Genomic DNA, 17124 nt, shown 5'->3' on the forward strand with positions numbered 1-17124 from the left:
CTAGCCGGCGCTGCCGCTGGAGGAACCGACCGACGAGCCGACCGACGAGCCCACCACGGACAGCGTCCCCTCGAGATACGCCGTCCGGGAGGCGCGGCGCTGGATCTTGCCGCTGGACGTCTTGGGGATGGTGCCGGGGCTGACCAGGACGACATCCCGCACCGCCAGGCCGTGGGCCTCGCCGATCGTGCTGCGGATCAGGGCGGTGATCCGGTCGAACTCGGGCGCGGCCTCCGGCGCCGCTTCCGCGACGACGACCGGCTGCTCGCCCAGCGCCCCGTCCTCGACGGAGAACGCGGCGGTGCAGCCGGGCCGGAGCGCGGGGTGGGACGTCTCGGCCGAGAGCTCCAGGTCCTGGGGGTAGTGGTTGCGCCCGTCGATCACCATCAGGTCCTTGAGCCGGCCGGTGATGAACAGCTCTCCGTTCCGCAGGAATCCCAGGTCGCCCGTCCTGAGGAAACCGCTCCTGCCGTCCTTCAGCGAGGCCCGGAACACCTCGCGAGTCGCGAGGGTGTTACGCCAGTAGCCGCGGGCGACGCTCTCGCCGGCGACCCAGATCTCGCCGACCTCGCCTTCGGGGCACTCCTCCAGGCGTTCGCCGTCGACGATCACCACCGTCATGCCGGGACCCGGTCGACCGCAGCCGACCAGTTCCGCGTCCGCCGTCCCGGGGCGCGAACCGATGTCGCGCCTGCCCACCAGCGTCGGCGCCGCGTCCACCGAACTGCCGCTCACCATCAGTGTCGCCTCCGCGAGCCCGTAGCACGGGAGGAAGGCCTCACGCCGGAAGCCGGCGGCGGCGAAGGTGTCGGAGAACCGCCGCAGCGTCGCGGCCCGCACCGGCTCGGCGCCGTTGAACGCCACCCGCCATCGCCGCAGGTCGAGGCGGTCCATCAGCTCGGGCGTCGCATGCCGCAGACACAGTTCGTAGGCGAAGTTGGGCGCCCCGCTGGTGTGCGGGCGGTACCGGGAAATGGCGGTCAGCCAGCGCTCGGGCCGCTGGAGGAAATGCAGCGGGGAGAAGAGGGTGGACGTCGCGCCCAGGTAGAGGGTGTTGAGTACGGGAGCGATGAGTCCCATGTCGTGATACACCGGCAGCCAGCTGACGAAGAGATCCCCCTCGCGCTCCGCGAGCGCGTCGGGAGTGTGCCCGAATCCTTTTGTAAGGACCCGCTGGTTGTCCATCAGATTGCCATGCGTCACCGTCACCCCGCGCGGAGCCGAGGTCGATCCGGACGTGTACTGGAGAAACGCGACGGAATCCGCCCTGATGTCCGGTGCGCGCCAGGAATTCTCCGCCTCGTCGGGTATTTCCTCGGTGACGACGCAGGTGATGTCGGCCAGTTGGGGAAGGTGCTCCGCCATGCCGTCCAGGGCCTCGATGACCTGCCGCCCGCCCAGGATCACCTTGACGTCCGCGTCGGCGATCAGGCGCCTCATCCTGGTCAGGGCCCGGTGGTTCTGCCTCCGCCCCTGCGGCGGCACGCCCGGCACCGCGATGACCCCGGCCGAGAGGCACCCCATATAGCCACAGATGAATTCGACGCCGGGCGGATACAGCAGCAGCGCACGGGAACCCGCGAGGCCGCGCTCCTGAAGCCAGGCACCGATGGCCCGGGAACGCCGGCCCAGCCGCCCGTACGACAATTCCCGAACCTCCCCGTCACAGTCCCCCGTGGCGAGGTAGCGATAGGCGATTCGGCCGGGCCGGCGCGACTCCTGAGCGATCATCAGGTTGACTAGCGAGTCGGACATACGCAGCAGGGTACGGTCGGGTGACCTGGACAAAACGGGGCTGTCCCACGGAGTGGACGCGGGTCCGGGCCGTCCTGCCCGGCGCCGACTTCCTACTTCGGCAGCTTCACGACAAACGACGGTTCCGCGCTCGGATCATCGCCCCCGACGTAACTCACCTTCCCGCCACGGCGGGCGACGTCGAGGACGAGCTTCCCCGTGATGGACTGCCCCGGTTTGTACGTCGTGTCGAGGTCCGGGCCGTCACCGACACCTTCCAGTGTGCTCGCGTCCTGCGCGGAGGACCGGTCGTCCTCCCACTGCATCAGCCCGTACGTCGCGATCTTTGCGGGTGCCTTGCCGACGTTCTTCAAGGTGAGCGTGAGGACGACGTATTGACCGTTCTCCGGCGTGTTCGTCGTGTCGATCTCGGCCGGCGTCACATACTTCGCGCTGACGGCCGTCACCCGCATCTCTGTTGTCACCTTGTAGTTCTCGCCGTACTCGTCCGTCTTCCCGATGCCGAACGTCCCCGTCTCGCCAACGGCGATCACGGGGGCCGCGGGCTTCGTGGGCGACGGAGACGGCGACTCCTCGGTGGCCTCATCGGCCGTGGCGGGCGCGGTGGACGGAGCGGACTCCTTTGAGTCGCCCCCATCGTCCGACGAGCAACCCACCAGAACGGCCCCGAGAAGGGCCGCGGACGCCACTGTGACGGCGTACCTGGACATGCGCATGGAAACCAACCCCCCATGGATACGTGGACGGCTCCCCATGCCGTCCGAGGGGGCTCAGTATGCACGGAAGTATGACCGGCATGAGCGGGCAGGGTTTTCATGCCCTGGGCGGGCGCCCGCCCGTTCCCGACCTTCCGAAAGGAGTGCTTCGCATGCGGATGTACGACAACCCCGTCATCGGCGGCTTCCACCCCGACCCCAGCGTGTGCCGCGTGGGCGACGACTACTACCTGGTGTGTTCGAGCTTTGAGTACTTTCCGGGCGTGCCCCTCTTCCACAGCCGGGACCTGGTGCACTGGCGGCAGATCGGCAACGTCCTGGACCGGCCCGGGCAGCTGGACCTGCCGGACGAGGTACCGGCCTCCGGTGGGGTCTACGCGCCGACCATCCGCCACCACGACGGCCGCTTCTACATGATCACCACCAATGTCAGCGGCCGGGGGCACTTCATCGTCACCAGCGAGCGGCCCGAGGGGCCTTGGTCGGACCCGGTCTGGCTCGATCTGCCGGGCATCGACCCCGATCTCGCCTGGGACGAGGACGGCTCGTGCTGGTGCGCCGTCTCCGGCGTCCAGGTGGCCCGTATCGACCCGATGGCCGGCACGGTGCTGGAGGGCCCCTGGCCGGTGTGGTCCGGGACGGGGCTGCAGCATCCCGAGGCCCCGCACCTGTACCGCGTCGGCGACTGGTGGTACCTCATGCTCGCCGAGGGCGGCACCGAGCGCGGCCACTGTGTGTCCATAGCCCGCGCCCGCTCGCCGCGCGGCCCCTACGAGGCGGCCCCGGCCAACCCGATCCTCTCCCACCGCAGCACCGACCTGCCGATCCAGAGCACCGGCCACGCCGACCTGGTGTCCGCGCCCGACGGCACCTGGTGGATGCTGCTGCTGGCCACGCGCCCCCGTGGGTTCTTCCCGCGCTTCCACGTCCTGGGCCGGGAGACGTTTCTGACCCCCGTGCGGTGGGTGGACGGATGGCCCGAGGTCGGGCCCGTACGGGACCGGCACCCCGCCCCGGCCGCGTGGTGGCCGCTCGACCCCGAGCCGTCCCGGGACGACTTCGACGGCCCGGCGCTGGCACCCGTCTGGATCTCCCCGCGCAGCCGACCCGTCGGCTCCTGGTCGCTGGGCGACCGGCCGGGGTGGCTGACGCTGAATGCGGCGGGGGCCACCCTCGACCGCCCGGGCCACACCTTCATCGGGCGCCGGCAGCAGCACCCGGACTGCCGGGTGACGGCGCTTCTGGACCCCGGCTCGGCCCGCGCCGGGCTCTCGGTGCGTATGGACGAGGCGCACCACTACGACCTCGAGGTCGCCGGGGGAGAGGTGAGCGTGATCGCCCGGATCGGTCCGCTGCGCCAGTGGGTCGCGCGACACCCGGTGCCGCCGGGCCCGGTCACCCTGGCCGTCGACATGCGCACCACCGGCGTGTTGGCCCCCTCCGTCACCTCCGCCGAACACGCGGTCGACGAAGCGCTCGGCGTCCGGGCCGGCGGACCGGACACGGTCGCCTTTTCCCTTGAGGGGCCCGAACCCGAGCGACTGGCCGAACTCGACGGCCGCTATCTGTCGACCGAGGTCGGCGGCGGCTTCACCGGCCGGGTGATCGGCATGTACGTCACCGAAGGCAGCGCCGCCTTCGACTGGTACGACTACCGTCCGACCGCCGCCGACACTCACTGATCAGTCCTGTTACGACAGGCCTTACGACATGTCGCCACCGGACCGGCCGCGGCGGCGCAGCAGGAGCAGCCCACCCGCGAGGGCGGCGACCCCGGTGGCGGCGGCGACCCCGACCAGGTCGCCCGAGCCGGTGGCCGCCAGGTCGCCCCGGCCGCCCTGCGGCCGGGGCGAGGAGGGCGCGGCAGAGGACGACGAAGTGGAGGCGGAAGGGGACGGGGACGAGGCCGAGGCCCGGTCCCGGGTGAAGCACAGGGTGCCGAAGCCGAGTTGGTCGTAGCCGCCGCTGTTGGGACCGTAGTCCCCGCCACCGCCCTCCGGGGCGGCCTGGGCGGCGATCCGGCTGATATGCGGCGCCGACCGGCCCCGGCGCTTGGTGTAGTGATTGGCGATCATGGCCCAGATGGGCCGGACCATGGCCGGGTCGGCATGCGCCGCCTCGGTGACGGTCTCCGTCCCCGACCAGACACCGGGGGCGCCTTTCTGCCGGGTGTAGGGCGTGAAGGGAACATCCCCGCCCAGGCTCCACTTGGCGACGTACTCGGCGCCCTTGAGGAAGCGGCTGTCGTCGTATCCGTACAGGTCGACGCCCTGGTTCCAGGCCATTTCGCAGATGGTGCCCATCAGGCCGACGCCGAGCAGGGCGTGGCCCTGGTCACGGCCCGCCTCCACCCATTCGGCGAGGCCGTCGGAGTGGACGACGGGGATGGCGTTCTTGATCGAGCCCATGCCCTTGCCGTGCTTGAAGTAGCTCACGGCACGGTCGACCGTGGCGCGGTCGTCGCAGAGGATCCCGGTGGCCAGCACGCAGGCCATGGCCGTCAGATCCCAGTTGGCCCAGTAGTTGGTGATGTACGCGCCGTTGTGGCGGGTGAGGAAGTCCTCGCTCAGCGCGCAGAACACCTCGCGCGCCATCTTCTGGAAGCGGGCCAGCTCGAACCCCTCATAGCCGCGCATCAGCTCGGCGGCGTTGGCGAACTGGTAGCCGTACAGGCCCGCCGCGAGGAACCGGTCCGCGGAGCCGTCCAGCTTGGTCAGCCTGGCCGACCAGGCGTTGAGGACATCGCGGGCGGTGTCTGCGTGCGCGGTGTCGCCGGTGATGTGCCAGCGCAGGGCGTTCTGGTAGGCGGCGTGGATGTCGTTGTAGAGCGTGCGGTAGTTCTCCGGCGAGCCCGAACCCCGGTAGACGGTCGGCTGCGGGTTGGCCCTCCAGGTGGCTCCCGCGTGGGGATTGGCCGTCAGCCTGGCGAAGCCCGCCTTGTAGGGCGCGGCGCCCGCCTTCACCTTGGCGGCCATCCGGTCGAGGTCCGCCCGGGTGTGCAGCATCCCCGGGTGCGCGAAGGTCCCGGCCGCCGAGGCCGGGTTCGCCGCGGCGACCGTACCGATGCCGCCGGCACCCGCCGCGGCCCCGGCGATCTTCAAGATGTTCCTGCGGCTGATGTCTGCTGCCACTGCTGTGCTCCTCGGGTTCGGATCCGTACGCACAGGAGACGCGGCGCGGCGCGGGCGATAACAGAAAATGCGGCGTCAGAAGACGGGCATCGCCGACAGGGCGCCGCCGCGCAGCAAAAAGACACGGTTGTCCGCGCCCGCCGCCGTCAACCTGCCCGCCTGTCCCGCGCTGTGCTGCCACACCCCGACGCCGTCCCTGGCCCGTACCGTCCCGACCTCTGCGCCACCCGACCGGTCCAGGGCGATCCAGCCGCCCGCACCCTGTTCGCCGGGCGCTTCGGAGCGGTGCGACCACTTCACCGCGCCGTCGGCCAGGGCCAGGGCGGTCAGCGAGCGACCGCCGAGGTAGACGGTGTCCTTGGCGACGGCCGGGGCGAGGGCCTTGGCGCTCTGGCCCTTGCGCGCGGGCCACGCGGCCTGCCCGGTACGGGTGTCGAGCGCCGCCACGGTGCCGTCCGAGCCGCAGACCACCAGCCGCTGCCGGCCCACGGCCGCCGAACCGTTCAAGGTGGGTCAGGAGGGCGGGTTCGACGTCGCTCGCCGGTCCGTTCGCGCACCGAACGGTCCTCAGCAGGGCACGGGAGGTTGGCGCCGGCTGCCGCAGGTGGCCAGGCTGCACCAGCGGCGCCGGCCACTTCGGTTGAGGAAGAGCCAGCCGCAGTCCTCGCTGGGACAGGCGCGGATCGTGAACCGGCGGGGGTCCGCCAGGAGGTCCGCGGCGCTGTGGGCGGCGGCGAGCAGGGGCAGCCGCAGACCGACGGCCGGGGACAGCCGCCACTGGCCCAGCCCGTCCTCGCCCCGGGTGAAGACCGCGGATCCGGTGGCGCGCTGCGCGACCGCGGCCACCGCGTTGAACGCGCGGACATCGTGCGGATCGGTCAGGCAGGCGTACAGGTCGGCGCGGAACACCCGGGCCTCCGCCAAAACGGCGGCCGCCTCGTCGGGGCGCTCCCGCGCCTGCTCGAGCAGCCGGTCGACGAGCGGGGCGTCCACCAGGTCCAGGTGGCCGGCCCATGCGGCGAGGGTGGAGTATCCGCGCAGCCACTCCGAGCCGGGGAGTTCCGGGCCGCCCCAGCCCGCGTACGTATTGCAGAACTCCAGCGCCGGATGGCCGCTGGTGTTCCACGGCAGCCACTCCTCGCCGACCCGCACCGCGTACAGCGGCGCCGGAGGCCGGTCCAGCCGGGGGTCGCCCCGCAGGATGCGTTCGTGGAGCGTGGTCAGCGCGGGGCCCGGTTCGATGCCCAGCTCGCTCACCAGCACATGGCGCGTGTGCCGGTAGAGCTCGAGGGCGTCGGCCCGACGGCCGTCGCGGTACAGGGCGGTCATCCGGGCGACGACGAGCCGCTCGCGGGCCGGGAACTCCTGGGCCAGCGGCGTCAGATCCGCGAGGACCCGCTCGTGCAGCCCCATGGCGAGCTGGTCCTCGGCACGCTGTTCCAGGGCGGACAGACGCAGTTCGCCGAGGTGTCCGCCGAGCCGGCCGCGCAGCTGATCGTCGATCACGTCGGCGAGCAGCGGGCCCCGCCACAGCGCCAGGGCCCGGTCATAGGCGCGTACCCGCTCCCGAGGGTGGTGATCGGCGGCCGCCTGTCCGACGAGGTCGAGGAACTCCAGGGCGTCGATGGCGTGCGGGCCGGGGTCGATCGCGTAGCCGTCATGCCGGGTCTCGACGCACAGCCCGTACGGCGAGAGGCGGGCCCGCAGCCTCCCGATGTAGGTGTGCACGGTGGAGCGGGCCGAGGCGGGCGGGGCGCCGTTCCACAGCAGGTCGATGAGACGTGTGGTGGTCACGGCGCGGCCGGCGTCCAGCAGCAGGATGCCCAGCAGGCACCGCTCCTGGCGGCGGCTGCCCACCACGACGCGCTCTCCTGCGTGGCGTGCCTCGAACGGGCCGAGCAGCTGGAACTCCATGGTTGTGGTCAGCCTAGTCCCGCGTGGTGAGAATCTGGTCAGCGGCCGGGGCGAAGCTGAGGTCAGGATCTCCCACCCCACACCTCATCAGGAGAAAGCATGCGACGAACCTGGGCCGCCCTGCCCGTACTTGCCGCTGTCCTCGTCAGCACGGCGCCCGCGTCCGCCGCGGCGCACACGTCCCCGCCCCCGTCCACGTCCCTGTCGACCGGGTCGGGCTGGGAACCCGCGCCGCAGGCTCCGTTCGACGCCGCGGCCGGCGTCCGGTGCGACTTCCCCGTGCACGGAGAGCCCGTCGTCGACGAGGTCGTACAGCGGGTGCTGGACACCTACCCCGACGGCACCCCGAAGCGGGTCGAGTACAAGGGGGACTTGATCGTGCGGGTCACCAACACGGACACCGGTGCCTTCTACGACGCGGACGCCGGTGGCAGAGCCGTCGTCGACCACCGCGCCGACGGTTCCGAGCTGTGGTCCGTGGTCGGGCCCGTGCTGTTCGGCTTCGCCGAGAACGGCGGCACTCTGGCGCGTGGCCTCTACATTGTCGACGGCGTCTACACGATGGACATCAGCGCCACCCGGTACAAGACGCTGACCATGCTGCACGGGACGGCCGACCCGCTCTGCGCCCGTATCGACTGAGCGCGGGCGCCTCGGTGTCCGGGGCCCGCGGACGGGTGTCCGCGGGCCCCGGGGTACGGCTCACCGGATACGGGTCACCGGGCGCGGCTCACCGGGTGGCGTGTCCGCGTACGGCGTGGGCGCCGGGGTCGTGTCCGACCAGGGCCGTGATGTGCGCGGTGGCCGCGGTGCCGGGGATGGTGCAGGACTTGCCGTTCAGCGTGTAGTTCCCCGGCGCCGGGTTGGTGCCGGTGTAGGTACCGTTGAAGCCGATGGTGGTGGAGGCGCCGGTGGCCAGGGAGGCGTTCCAGCCGGCGTCCTTGACGGTGACCTTGGTGCCGCTCTGGCTCCAGGTGCCGTTCCAGCCCTGGGTGACCTTCTGGTTGCCGGTGAAGGAGAAGCCCAGCTGCCAGCCGTTCAGGGCGGGGCCCTTGTTGGTGAGGGTGACGGTGGCCGTGAAGCCGGAGCCCCAGTCGTTGCTCACCCGGTAGTCGACCGTGCAGGTGGCGGCCGGGGCCGCCGCGGTGGTCACCCGCACCGTGGCCGAGGGTGGCGAGCTGCGGCCCGCGGTGTCCTTCGCCACGACACGGAAGGTGTAGGCGGTGGCCGGGGAGAGGCCGGTGACGGTGGCGCTCGTGTCGGGGGCGTCGACCGTGGCCACCGGGGCGGCGCCGGCGGGGTCGCCGGAGTAGACCTGGTAGCTCGCCACCGGGGACGAACCCGCGGTGGACGCGGCCCAGGACAGGGTGGCCCGGTCCGAACCGACCGCGGTGGCGGCCGGGGTGCCGGGGGCGGTGGGCGGTTTCGCCTCGGAGGAGCCGGCGGGCAGGACGTACTCGGTGATGGAGTACGCGGGGAAGGTGGTGGTGAACCCGCCGTCGGTCACGGGCTGGTCGGCCAGGTGCTTGATCGAAGTGACGTCGTCCTGGCCGTAGCGGTAGACCTGCGCCGAGCCGGCCAGGCCGGTGCGGCCGGTCACGGACACGGGGGCGGTCAGATCGCCGGTGGTCTTGTTGACGACCATGACGGTCAGCGCGTGGTCGCTGTCGCGCTCGGCCGCGTAGACCGACAGTTTCTCCTGGTCGGCGCTGGCCGCCTGGACCGCGGTGTCGCCGAAGGAGCCGCCGTTGCCGTCGTAGTTGCGGAACATGCGGAAGGCGTAGGCGCCGGGGTCGGTGGACTTTGGCGGCGCCCACAGGGTGGCCAGGTCGAGTCCCTCCCGCCCGAAGATCCCGAGCACATCGGCCTGGGCGAGGGCGCCGTCGATGTGGTCCAGCGCGCCCCAGTTGTACTCGGTGATGGCGAGCTTGGTGCCCGGGTAGTTCTCGTCGACGAGGGAGCGCATGCGCGGGATGAACTGAACGGGCTGGTTGATCCAGCTCTCGTCCACGTACGTGGGGTCCCACAGCTGCCGGGTGGAGCGCAGCCGCAGCTCCTGGGTGGCGGGGTCGTCGTTGCCGCTGGACACCCCGGACTGCTGCGGGTAGATGTGATTGTCGAAGTAGTCCAGGATGCGGCGGCCGTGGCTCTGCTCGTAGGCCTTCATCTGCTGGAGGTACCAGGGGGCGAACTGCAGCCCGCCGTGGGCCGCCCGGTCCGGCGGGTTGGACCAGCAGTCGCCGCCCTTTTCGCCGCAGGTCTTCTGGTCGAGGCCGGAGTAGATGAGGGAGTTCAGGCCCCAGCCCACCGGGCCGAGGGTCTGCGCGCCGGGGTCCGCGTCCTTGATCGCGGCGGCGGTGGCGTAGGTGCTGTCACGTATCTCGTCGTAGCCCGCTCCGGCCGGGTGGACATCCCGGTGGGTGGTGAACCACAGGTCGGGCTCGTTGTCGAGGTTGTAGAAGCGCACCCCGCCGGCTGCCGCGGACCCGTAGGCGCGGTTCAGGTACTCCACCCAGCCCTTGGTGAACTCCGGGCCGGCGGCGACGCTCGTGTCGGCGGGGTCGTTGCCGGTGACGTTGGTGCCGTCGCTCTTCACGCCGTTGCCGCAGTCCGGGCGCCACTGGGCGTCGCTGCCCTTCTGGGGCCCGTACTTGGAGATGCTGAAGCCGCAGGCGGCGTTGCGGGCCGCCGTCATCGAGCCGATCATCGGCACGGTCAGCACGGTGTCGGTGTCGGTACGGCGGTTCTGCTCGACGAACTTGTCGGCTTCCGAGCCGTCCGGCAGCTGGGCGGTGCCGTTCTCGTAGTACAGGTTCTCGAAGTACCAGTCCGAGCCCGCGTTGTAGGCGTCGAGCTTGTAGTTGTAGCGGGTCGTGGCGTTTCCGCCCCATCGCCGCACCGGCAGTCGCAGCTCCTTGGCCAGCGACTCCTCGGCGAAGTTGATCCCGTAGACGTGCGGGTCGATCGCGTGGCGCCCGGTGGTGGCGTCGACCCGGAGGGCGGGGCCGTCCGCGGCGGCGGAGGCGGCGGGCCGCGCGCCTGTGTCCGATAAGTCGCTCGCCCGGACGGGATCGGCCAGACCGGTACCGGCCACCAGCAGCACCGCGGCCACCAGTCCGGCTCTTGGAGTCATGCGCATGGTCTCCTTCTCAACGGCCATGCGACACGGCTCGGCCACGCCCGCGCGGCGGGACGGGCACACGGGCCATGGCGCCGAGGGGGCCGTGTCGTACGGCCTGACGACGGGGGGGGGATGGTGTGGGAGCGCTCCCAAGGCCTTCACATGGTCAACGAGCCCTGAGGCACTGTCAAGGGGCTCGGGTGGCCCGATCGGGAGCTCGTCCCGCCGCGTCCGTCAGGCGGACAGGCCGTCGTCGGGCAACCAGTCGGCCGGCGATCAGCAGCCGCTCGGCGGCCCGGCCGAAGTTCAGCTCCTCGGCGACCGCGAGGAAGTACCGCGGTTGGCCGCTCCACGCCTGTCATGCTACGTCGCCGGGAGACCGGCCCTACCAGCAGGGAGGACACCGGTCGTGGCATCAGACCTGGTGGCGAGGTCACGATGAGCCCATGAACACCCGAAGGCAGGGCACCGCGGAGACCCGCCATGCGGGACTTTCTGGTCGAGATCACCGCCACGGTCTCCGAAGACACCCCCGGGCCGAGGGCGACCGCCGCCGCGCCGCCGAGGCGGTCCGCGCCGGGGAATTGGCCGCCACCGGCCAGGTCGTCGGTGCTGGTGGGTCTCGCGGCCGTGCCGTCCTCGGCGCTCTGGCCTGGCTGGGGCGCCGCTGGTCCCGTCCTGACCTGCTGCTCGCCGCGCTGGTGACCCAGGCGGTCGGCATCGCCCTGCCCGCCCTGATCGGTGGGGTGGCAGCCGCCCTGATCTCCGCCTTCCTCTTCGGCGCCACCTTCCTCGGCGTCAGCACCATCGCCCTGGCCACCGGCGCCCACCTGCGCATCGGGTTCCGCACCACATGGCGGTGATGCGGTGCGCCGCCCCCGTACGGACGTCCGCGGCGGAGGAAACCGCCGCGATCGGGTCGGACCACCCCTGACCGGGGCGCGCTACAGTCGGCCACATACGGGGAACTCCTACGCCGGACACCGACCCGGGCCGGCTGCTCAGCGACGTATCGCCATCGATGCCTCTGACGTGGAGCCACTCATGACCACACCGCGGGACCTGTTGATCGTCGCCATGGACACGGTGCCCGACCGTCCAGTGGAGCGCGGGGACCTGTCGCTCGCGCTCGCGGGGGCCGAGATGATCGACCTCATCGGCGCCCAGGCGCTCAGCCTGGACGGCGATGTCATCATGCCGGGCCTCCAGCCGGCGATCTCCGACCGGCTGCTGAACGAGGCCGCGTCGTCGCTGGATCGACAGGCGCCGTACGAGTCGGTCGGCGACTGGCTGTGGCGCAGAGGCCGCGGCCTGTCCGCGGCCTACGCGGCCGCGCTTGAGCAGGAGGGGGAGATCACCCGGCGCCGCCACCGCTGGACACCCTTCCGGGCCGGCCGGCCCGCGCTGGCCGACTCACCCGCTCGCCACGAGGCGGCGGACCGCTGGACATCGGACGAGCCCGTCCTCGCCGCCCTCGCGGCGGCCGTCGGGATTCGCGACGAGCCGCCCGGAGACTCCCCGGACGTGGCCGACGAGGCGGTGGTGACGGTGCTCGCCGCGGTGAACGACGCGGTGATGGAGCTGGAAGCCGTACGGCAGCGGCGAGCCATCGAGGAAGCGGCCTTCGACAACATCTGGCGGGGCGAATAGCCGGGCGTGCGTCGCGGGTCCGCTCACAGGCAGGTGCGGGTAAGCCATTCGTCGGCGTTGTAGGTGTCCTTCGCCGGGTCCGGCGCGGTGGCGGGCCGTTCTTCGACGGTGTCCTCCAGGCGGACGCGCTCGGGCAGCGCGCCGAATCGAGCACGCCGTGTGGCCTCGGCACCGTCGGGTACTTGGTCAGGGTGTGCCATCTCGTTGCCTCCTCGGGGCACCGCGGGTGCTCGGGTGGCGATGGGCTTGGCGGTGACCGAGACGCCACCCGTCACCGGTCTGGTCGGTGACGAGCCTTGCAGAAGGTGCGGTCACCCGTCAAGATGGTGACGTGAATTTGGATCACGCATTTCTGTGCGGCAACCACGCTCTCGACTTCGCGGCGACGCTCCGCGCTCGCCGTTCGGTGCGGTTCGAGACGTTCGTGTCGCCGGACCGGCTGGATGCCTGGTATCTGGAGTCGGGAATCGTCGACGCGGTCTCCGCCAGTCAGGAGGCCGACGTCGAGCAGGCGATTGCCGTACGGGAGGCCGTCTACGAGCTGGTCACCGCCCGCATCGCCCAGGACGCCTACGGCAGTGAGGCGCTGGCCGTGGTGAATGACATGGCCCGCAAGCCTCCTGTCGCGCCCCAGCTCACCGTGTCGGGCCGGTGGACGGACGCGACGCCGGAGGAGGCGCTCGCCACTGTGGCGCGGCATGCCGTCGAGCTTCTCGGCGGGCCGGATGTGCCGCTGCTCAAGGAGTGCGGCAACCCCGAATGCACCCGCGTCTACATCGACCGGTCGCGCGGTATGCGACGCCAGTGGTGCGGCATGGAGCCCTGTGGGAACAAGCTCAAGGCGGCGGCCTATCGCGCCCGTAAGAAGCAGGTGCAGGTGGCCCCGGCCGGCTGACGCGACACGGCCGGCGTCACCTGTCGCATGGATGCCGCCGACCGAGTGGACGCCGTATCAGATCTCCTCCGAGGGCGGGTCGATCGCGTCGGAGGGATCGGCGTACTGCGCCACCCCGTGGCCGAACGACCAGTCGATCGACTCGTTCTCGGTCAGCACGATGAACACATTCCGTGGCTCGGTCCCCGCGTACGCGTGGGCGAGTTCGGCGATCCGCCGGTACAGCGCCCGTTTCTGGGCGGGCGTCCGTCCGGAGCGCATCGTGATCGCGACGTACACGACGCCGTCGTCGCGCCGCACGCCGAGATAGTTGTCGTAGCGCAGCGTGCTGCGGACGCCGTCGTGGCCGACCAGGACCTGGAACCGGTCGTCGGGCGGGAAGCCGATGGTCTCCACCATGGCGTCGTGTACGGCGCGGCCGAGCGCGTCGAGCCGGTCGCTGTCGGCCCCCAGCGCGTCGATGCGGACAAATGGCATATCGGCGTTTCTCCTCCTCAGGGCTCGTCGCCTCGGAGCTTGTCGCTTCGGAGTCTGTCGCCGACCAGCGTCGTACATACTAGTAGGTACAGTCAATCCGGGCCTCCAACCCCGAACGCGCGGTCCTCGAGGGGTGTCGCGGCACCGGCCGCGTTGTCCCGCGATTACGGCGGTGAAGCTCTTCGTGTGCGATCACCCGGGTAGAAACGATCACACCGGCACCCGAGGGAGAGGACGAGAGATGACGCGCATCGTGCGCTTCGCCGACGACACCGGGATCGTGCGGACCGGGGTCGCCGACGACACCGGCGCGATCCGGACCTTCACCGGAGCGCCGCTGGTCGCCGAGTTGCTGCGGCTGTCCGCGGCGGAGCTGCGGACCCTGGTCGAGGACACCGCCCGCGGCCCGGCCGCCGTCGAGGAACGGGACGTTCTGCTGCTGCCGCCCCTGGACGGGCTGATGGAGCTGTGGGCCGCGGGGGTGACGTACGAGCGCTCGCGCGAGGCCAGGGTGGAGGAGAGCGCCGAGCAGTCCGTCTACGAGCGGATCTACGACGCCGAGCGCCCGGAACTCTTCTTCAAGTCGCCGCCCTGGCGCGTGGTGACGGACGGCGAGCCGATCGCCGTCCGGGACGACTCCGAGCTGAACGTCCCCGAGCCCGAACTGGCGCTGGTCCTCAACCGGCACGGCGAGACCGTCGGCTATCTGGTCGCCGACGACGTCAGCTCACGCTCCATCGAGGGCGAGAACCCGCTCTACCTCCCCCAGGCCAAGATCTACGCCGGAAGCGCCGCGGTGTCCTCGGGCATCGTGCCCGCCTGGGAGGTCGAGGCCCCCGACGCCTTGGGCATCAGCCTCGTGGTGTGGCGCGAGGGCGAGGCGGCCTACCGGGGGACGACCTCCACCGCCGCGTTCCACCGCACCCCGAGAGGGCTGGTGGACCACCTGTGGCGCTCCCATCCCTTCCCCGACGGCGCGGTGCTGTCCACCGGCACGGGCATCGTGCCCGCACTCGACTTCACGCTGAACGCCGGGGACGTGGTGGAGATATCCATCGACGGGATCGGCACGCTGCGCAACCCGGTACGGGCCCATCAGGCAGAACTGGACTGGCTGGTGGAGGCGATCAGCCACCCGCTGACGCGCCGCGCGCACCGGAGCCGTTCTCCGGGGTGATCCCGGCGGGGCGGCGGGCGGGGATGGCCGTGGTTCCCCGGACGACGAGGTGCACGGCTTCCCTGCCGAGGACGCCGGTGGCGCAGTGGTCGTCGCAGGCGAGGACGGCCGTGGGCCGGGGGTGGCGGCCAGGAGGGCGCGGGCGGCCGTGGCGCCGTCCTCCTCGGCCAGGCCGCCGGGCAGGACGCGGGCGCGGTCGGCGAGGCCGTGGCGCTTCATGGTTATGCGGTAGCCGCGGCGTCGCCGGTCGGCGGCGCCCGGTGCCCTGCCGCCGTCGTTCAAGGACCGCGGCCTGCTCGCCACCGCCCTCGTCACCATCCGCTTCGACAACGGCGCGCTCGCCACCGCCGAGGCCAACTTCCAGGCCGTATACGGCTATGACGTCCGTGGCGAGGTCTTCGGCTCGGCCGGGATGCTCACCATGGGCGACGTCCGCCGCAGCCATCGGACCACGTACGGCCCGGACGGCATCGCCGCCGCTACGGCCAGGACCTCTTCCGCGACGCCTATGTCGCCGAACTCGCCGATTTCACCGACCGCGTGCGCACCGCGGGCACCCCCTCCGCCACCGGCGAGGACGCCCGCGCCGCGCAGTCCATCGCCCTCGCCGCCATCCGGTCGATCACCACGGGCGGCCCGGTCCGCATCGACGGGCTCCGGGACCGTTGAGACCTGTTGGGCCAGGCCTATTAGGGGAGGATGGAGTCGACATAGCCGCCGTCGACGCGCACGGCCCCGCCCGTGGTGGCGGACGCGAACGGCGAGCTGAGATAGACCGCCAGATGGGCGATCTCCTCCGGCTCGATCAGCCTCTGGAGCAGCGACTGCGGCCGGTGCTTGGCCATGAACTCCCGCTGCGCCTCGTCCCAGGGCAGGCTGGAGTCCACCAGCTCGTACACGAACTCCTCGACGCCGCCGGTGTGCGTCGGCCCGGCGATCAGCGAGTTGACGGTCACCCCCGACCCCGCGGCCTCCTTGGCGAAGCCGCGCGTCACCGCGAGCAGAGCGGTCTTCGACATGCCGTAGTGGATCATCTCGGCGGGGATGACGACGGCGGAGTCGCTGGCGACGTTCATGATCCGGCCCCAGGACCGGTCCTTCATCGCGGGCAGATAGGCGCGGATCATCCGTACGGCGGCCAGCACGTTCACTTCGAAATAGCGTCGCCACTCGTCGTCGCTGATCTCCAGTGCCGGAGCGGCGCCGAAGATGCCGAGGTTGTTGACGAGGATGTCGACGTCGGGGACGGCAGCCATGACCTGACGGGTGCCGTCATCGGTGGTGATGTCACCCGGGGCGGGGACGAAGGCGCCGCCACCGTCCGCCGCCCCCTCCAGTTTCGCGATGGCGGCCGCAACGGACTCCTCCCGGCGTCCGTTGACGGCGACACGGGCGCCCGCCCGCGCCAGTCCGGCGGCGATGGCGAAGCCGATGCCCTGGGTCGACCCGGTGACGAGGGCGGTCTTGCCGGAGAGATCGATGAGCACGGTGCTCCTCCAGAGGGATGTACGCGGACCAAGAGATGACGAGCGTCGGGTGTCCATGCCGGTGCCGCGGAAAACAGCGGTCCGGGCGGGTGGTCGTGGGGCCACATCGAATGACCAGCGATCACGATAATTGCGTGCGCCTTTAATTGCAAACGCGGGCTATGTGTGTCGCATATACACCGATCGACCTGCGAGGGCGCGAAAGGTGGCACGTACAGTTGGCCGGAAGGCGCGCTCCGCCGTGGACGCGGACGGAGTGGCTCACCGGGGCATGGGACGCTTGTGCGATCATGATCGGTGGGCTTTTGCCTGGTCACGACGTACGTGGAATGGGGGGAAGGGATGTCGTTGCGCGATCTGGTCCGTGCCGAAACGGTCGCGATGATGTCTCGTTCGGAGCGGCTGGCGAAGATGCGTTCCGCGCGTCTGTACTTCCAGCGACCCGAGGAGCCGGGCCTCTTGGTCTCCGAAACGGAGGAGGGCGCGGTGGTTCCGGTCTTCACTTCCCTGGAGAGGCTCGCGCTGTTCGCCGGGGCGTGCGCATGGGCGTCCACGACGGTCGAGGACCTCGTCGAGCTCCTGCCCGAGGGCGTGCGCGCGCTGGTGGACCCGCTGGGTCCGCGGACGTTCGTGCTGGACGCGGAGGCGGTTCGGGCCACGGACGCCGGGGGTGCGGAGTGAGCGGTGACGGCGAGGGGAAGCCGGGTTCAGCCGGTCCGAAGCCGGGTGATGGCTACAAGATCGAGATTGCTTCGGTGCGTAGGGTGCTGACTCCGTTGGAGGAGTCGGTGGTCGCCGCGC

The 17124-nt window shown here is 71.2% G+C and carries 16 protein-coding genes and 1 pseudogene; 8 read left to right on the forward strand and 9 right to left on the reverse strand.

Translation table 11 applies throughout. The annotated features are described in order from the left end of the window. Positions 1–1755: a fatty acyl-AMP ligase gene (locus PV419_RS48935; RefSeq protein WP_319700328.1), complete on the reverse strand. Its 1755-nt coding sequence runs from the start codon at positions 1753–1755 to the stop codon at positions 1–3. A 92-nt stretch (positions 1756–1847) separates the two neighbouring features. Next, the gene (locus tag PV419_RS48940; RefSeq protein ID WP_319700330.1) at positions 1848–2471 is read right to left on the reverse strand and encodes a DUF4352 domain-containing protein; all 624 of its coding nucleotides are present in this window, start codon (positions 2469–2471) and stop codon (positions 1848–1850) included. A gap of 152 nt (positions 2472–2623) precedes the next feature. Here PV419_RS48940 and PV419_RS48945 point away from each other — a divergent pair, with 152 nt between their 5' ends. Further along, a complete protein-coding gene (locus PV419_RS48945; RefSeq protein ID WP_319700332.1) occupies positions 2624–4153 on the forward strand; it encodes a glycoside hydrolase family 43 protein in 1530 nt (509 codons plus the stop codon). 21 nt (positions 4154–4174) lie between these two features. Here PV419_RS48945 and PV419_RS48950 read toward each other — a convergent pair whose 3' ends face one another. The 3 genes from PV419_RS48950 to PV419_RS48960 form a co-directional block, all read right to left on the reverse strand. Continuing rightward, positions 4175–5602: an alginate lyase family protein gene (locus tag PV419_RS48950; protein WP_319700334.1), complete on the reverse strand. Its 1428-nt coding sequence runs from the start codon at positions 5600–5602 to the stop codon at positions 4175–4177. A gap of 75 nt (positions 5603–5677) precedes the next feature. After that, positions 5678–6109, reverse strand: coding sequence for a PQQ-binding-like beta-propeller repeat protein (locus tag PV419_RS48955; RefSeq protein WP_319700336.1), 432 nt, complete (start codon positions 6107–6109; stop codon positions 5678–5680). Positions 6110–6169: 60 nt separating this feature from the next. After that, the gene (locus tag PV419_RS48960) at positions 6170–7516 is read right to left on the reverse strand and encodes a BTAD domain-containing putative transcriptional regulator (RefSeq protein WP_319700338.1); all 1347 of its coding nucleotides are present in this window, start codon (positions 7514–7516) and stop codon (positions 6170–6172) included. Between the two features lie 99 nt (positions 7517–7615). Between PV419_RS48960 and PV419_RS48965 the strand changes: the two genes are divergently transcribed. After that, entirely contained in the window at positions 7616–8158 is a 543-nt protein-coding gene (locus PV419_RS48965) for a hypothetical protein (protein WP_319700340.1), read from the forward strand. An 88-nt stretch (positions 8159–8246) separates the two neighbouring features. On the opposite strand, the gene PV419_RS48970 is transcribed toward PV419_RS48965, so the two are convergent. Continuing rightward, the gene (locus tag PV419_RS48970; protein ID WP_319700342.1) at positions 8247–10649 is read right to left on the reverse strand and encodes a glycoside hydrolase family 44 protein; all 2403 of its coding nucleotides are present in this window, start codon (positions 10647–10649) and stop codon (positions 8247–8249) included. A 597-nt stretch (positions 10650–11246) separates the two neighbouring features. Between PV419_RS48970 and PV419_RS48975 the strand changes: the two are divergent. After that, a pseudogene (locus tag PV419_RS48975) lies at positions 11247–11473 on the forward strand (YbfB/YjiJ family MFS transporter); the annotation flags it as partial. A gap of 208 nt (positions 11474–11681) precedes the next feature. Next, positions 11682–12287 (forward strand): GOLPH3/VPS74 family protein, encoded by a 606-nt coding sequence (locus PV419_RS48980; RefSeq protein ID WP_319700344.1) that lies wholly within the window; start codon positions 11682–11684, stop codon positions 12285–12287. A gap of 23 nt (positions 12288–12310) precedes the next feature. Here PV419_RS48980 and PV419_RS48985 read toward each other — a convergent pair whose 3' ends face one another. Beyond that, positions 12311–12487 (reverse strand): hypothetical protein, encoded by a 177-nt coding sequence (locus PV419_RS48985; protein ID WP_319700346.1) that lies wholly within the window; start codon positions 12485–12487, stop codon positions 12311–12313. A gap of 131 nt (positions 12488–12618) precedes the next feature. Here PV419_RS48985 and PV419_RS48990 point away from each other — a divergent pair, with 131 nt between their 5' ends. Continuing rightward, the gene (locus PV419_RS48990) at positions 12619–13182 is read left to right on the forward strand and encodes a CGNR zinc finger domain-containing protein (RefSeq protein ID WP_319700348.1); all 564 of its coding nucleotides are present in this window, start codon (positions 12619–12621) and stop codon (positions 13180–13182) included. A gap of 57 nt (positions 13183–13239) precedes the next feature. On the opposite strand, the gene PV419_RS48995 is transcribed toward PV419_RS48990, so the two are convergent. Further along, a complete protein-coding gene (locus PV419_RS48995; protein ID WP_319700349.1) occupies positions 13240–13659 on the reverse strand; it encodes a tautomerase family protein in 420 nt (139 codons plus the stop codon). 241 nt (positions 13660–13900) lie between these two features. Here PV419_RS48995 and PV419_RS49000 point away from each other — a divergent pair, with 241 nt between their 5' ends. Both PV419_RS49000 and PV419_RS49005 read left to right on the forward strand, forming a co-directional pair. Continuing rightward, positions 13901–14836 (forward strand): fumarylacetoacetate hydrolase family protein, encoded by a 936-nt coding sequence (locus tag PV419_RS49000; RefSeq protein ID WP_319700351.1) that lies wholly within the window; start codon positions 13901–13903, stop codon positions 14834–14836. A gap of 540 nt (positions 14837–15376) precedes the next feature. Continuing rightward, the gene (locus tag PV419_RS49005; RefSeq protein ID WP_319700352.1) at positions 15377–15505 is read left to right on the forward strand and encodes a hypothetical protein; all 129 of its coding nucleotides are present in this window, start codon (positions 15377–15379) and stop codon (positions 15503–15505) included. A gap of 20 nt (positions 15506–15525) precedes the next feature. Here the strand turns inward: PV419_RS49005 and PV419_RS49010 are convergent, their stop codons facing one another. Continuing rightward, the gene (locus tag PV419_RS49010) at positions 15526–16323 is read right to left on the reverse strand and encodes an SDR family oxidoreductase (protein ID WP_319700354.1); all 798 of its coding nucleotides are present in this window, start codon (positions 16321–16323) and stop codon (positions 15526–15528) included. 342 nt (positions 16324–16665) lie between these two features. Between PV419_RS49010 and PV419_RS49015 the strand changes: the two genes are divergently transcribed. Continuing rightward, positions 16666–17004, forward strand: coding sequence for an SseB family protein (locus tag PV419_RS49015; RefSeq protein ID WP_319700356.1), 339 nt, complete (start codon positions 16666–16668; stop codon positions 17002–17004). Positions 17005–17124: the final 120 nt, after the last annotated feature.

The organism is Streptomyces sp. ME19-01-6, assembly GCF_033793745.1.
Lineage (GTDB): Bacteria > Actinomycetota > Actinomycetes > Streptomycetales > Streptomycetaceae > Streptomyces.

What these genes read in the sequence shown, in the direction of transcription:
- PV419_RS48935 (WP_319700328.1), bottom strand. Translation starts at nt 1,755, where the DNA reads ATGTCCGACTCGCTAGTCAACCTGATGATCGCTCAGGAGTCGCGCCGG.
- PV419_RS48940 (WP_319700330.1), bottom strand. Translation starts at nt 2,471, where the DNA reads ATGCGCATGTCCAGGTACGCCGTCACAGTGGCGTCCGCGGCCCTTCTC.
- PV419_RS48945 (WP_319700332.1), top strand. Translation starts at nt 2,624, where the DNA reads ATGCGGATGTACGACAACCCCGTCATCGGCGGCTTCCACCCCGACCCC.
- PV419_RS48960 (WP_319700338.1), bottom strand. Translation starts at nt 7,516, where the DNA reads ATGGAGTTCCAGCTGCTCGGCCCGTTCGAGGCACGCCACGCAGGAGAG.
- PV419_RS48965 (WP_319700340.1), top strand. Translation starts at nt 7,616, where the DNA reads ATGCGACGAACCTGGGCCGCCCTGCCCGTACTTGCCGCTGTCCTCGTC.
- PV419_RS48970 (WP_319700342.1), bottom strand. Translation starts at nt 10,649, where the DNA reads ATGACTCCAAGAGCCGGACTGGTGGCCGCGGTGCTGCTGGTGGCCGGT.
- PV419_RS48980 (WP_319700344.1), top strand. Translation starts at nt 11,682, where the DNA reads ATGACCACACCGCGGGACCTGTTGATCGTCGCCATGGACACGGTGCCC.
- PV419_RS48985 (WP_319700346.1), bottom strand. Translation starts at nt 12,487, where the DNA reads ATGGCACACCCTGACCAAGTACCCGACGGTGCCGAGGCCACACGGCGT.
- PV419_RS48995 (WP_319700349.1), bottom strand. Translation starts at nt 13,659, where the DNA reads ATGCCATTTGTCCGCATCGACGCGCTGGGGGCCGACAGCGACCGGCTC.
- PV419_RS49000 (WP_319700351.1), top strand. Translation starts at nt 13,901, where the DNA reads ATGACGCGCATCGTGCGCTTCGCCGACGACACCGGGATCGTGCGGACC.
- PV419_RS49015 (WP_319700356.1), top strand. Translation starts at nt 16,666, where the DNA reads ATGTCGTTGCGCGATCTGGTCCGTGCCGAAACGGTCGCGATGATGTCT.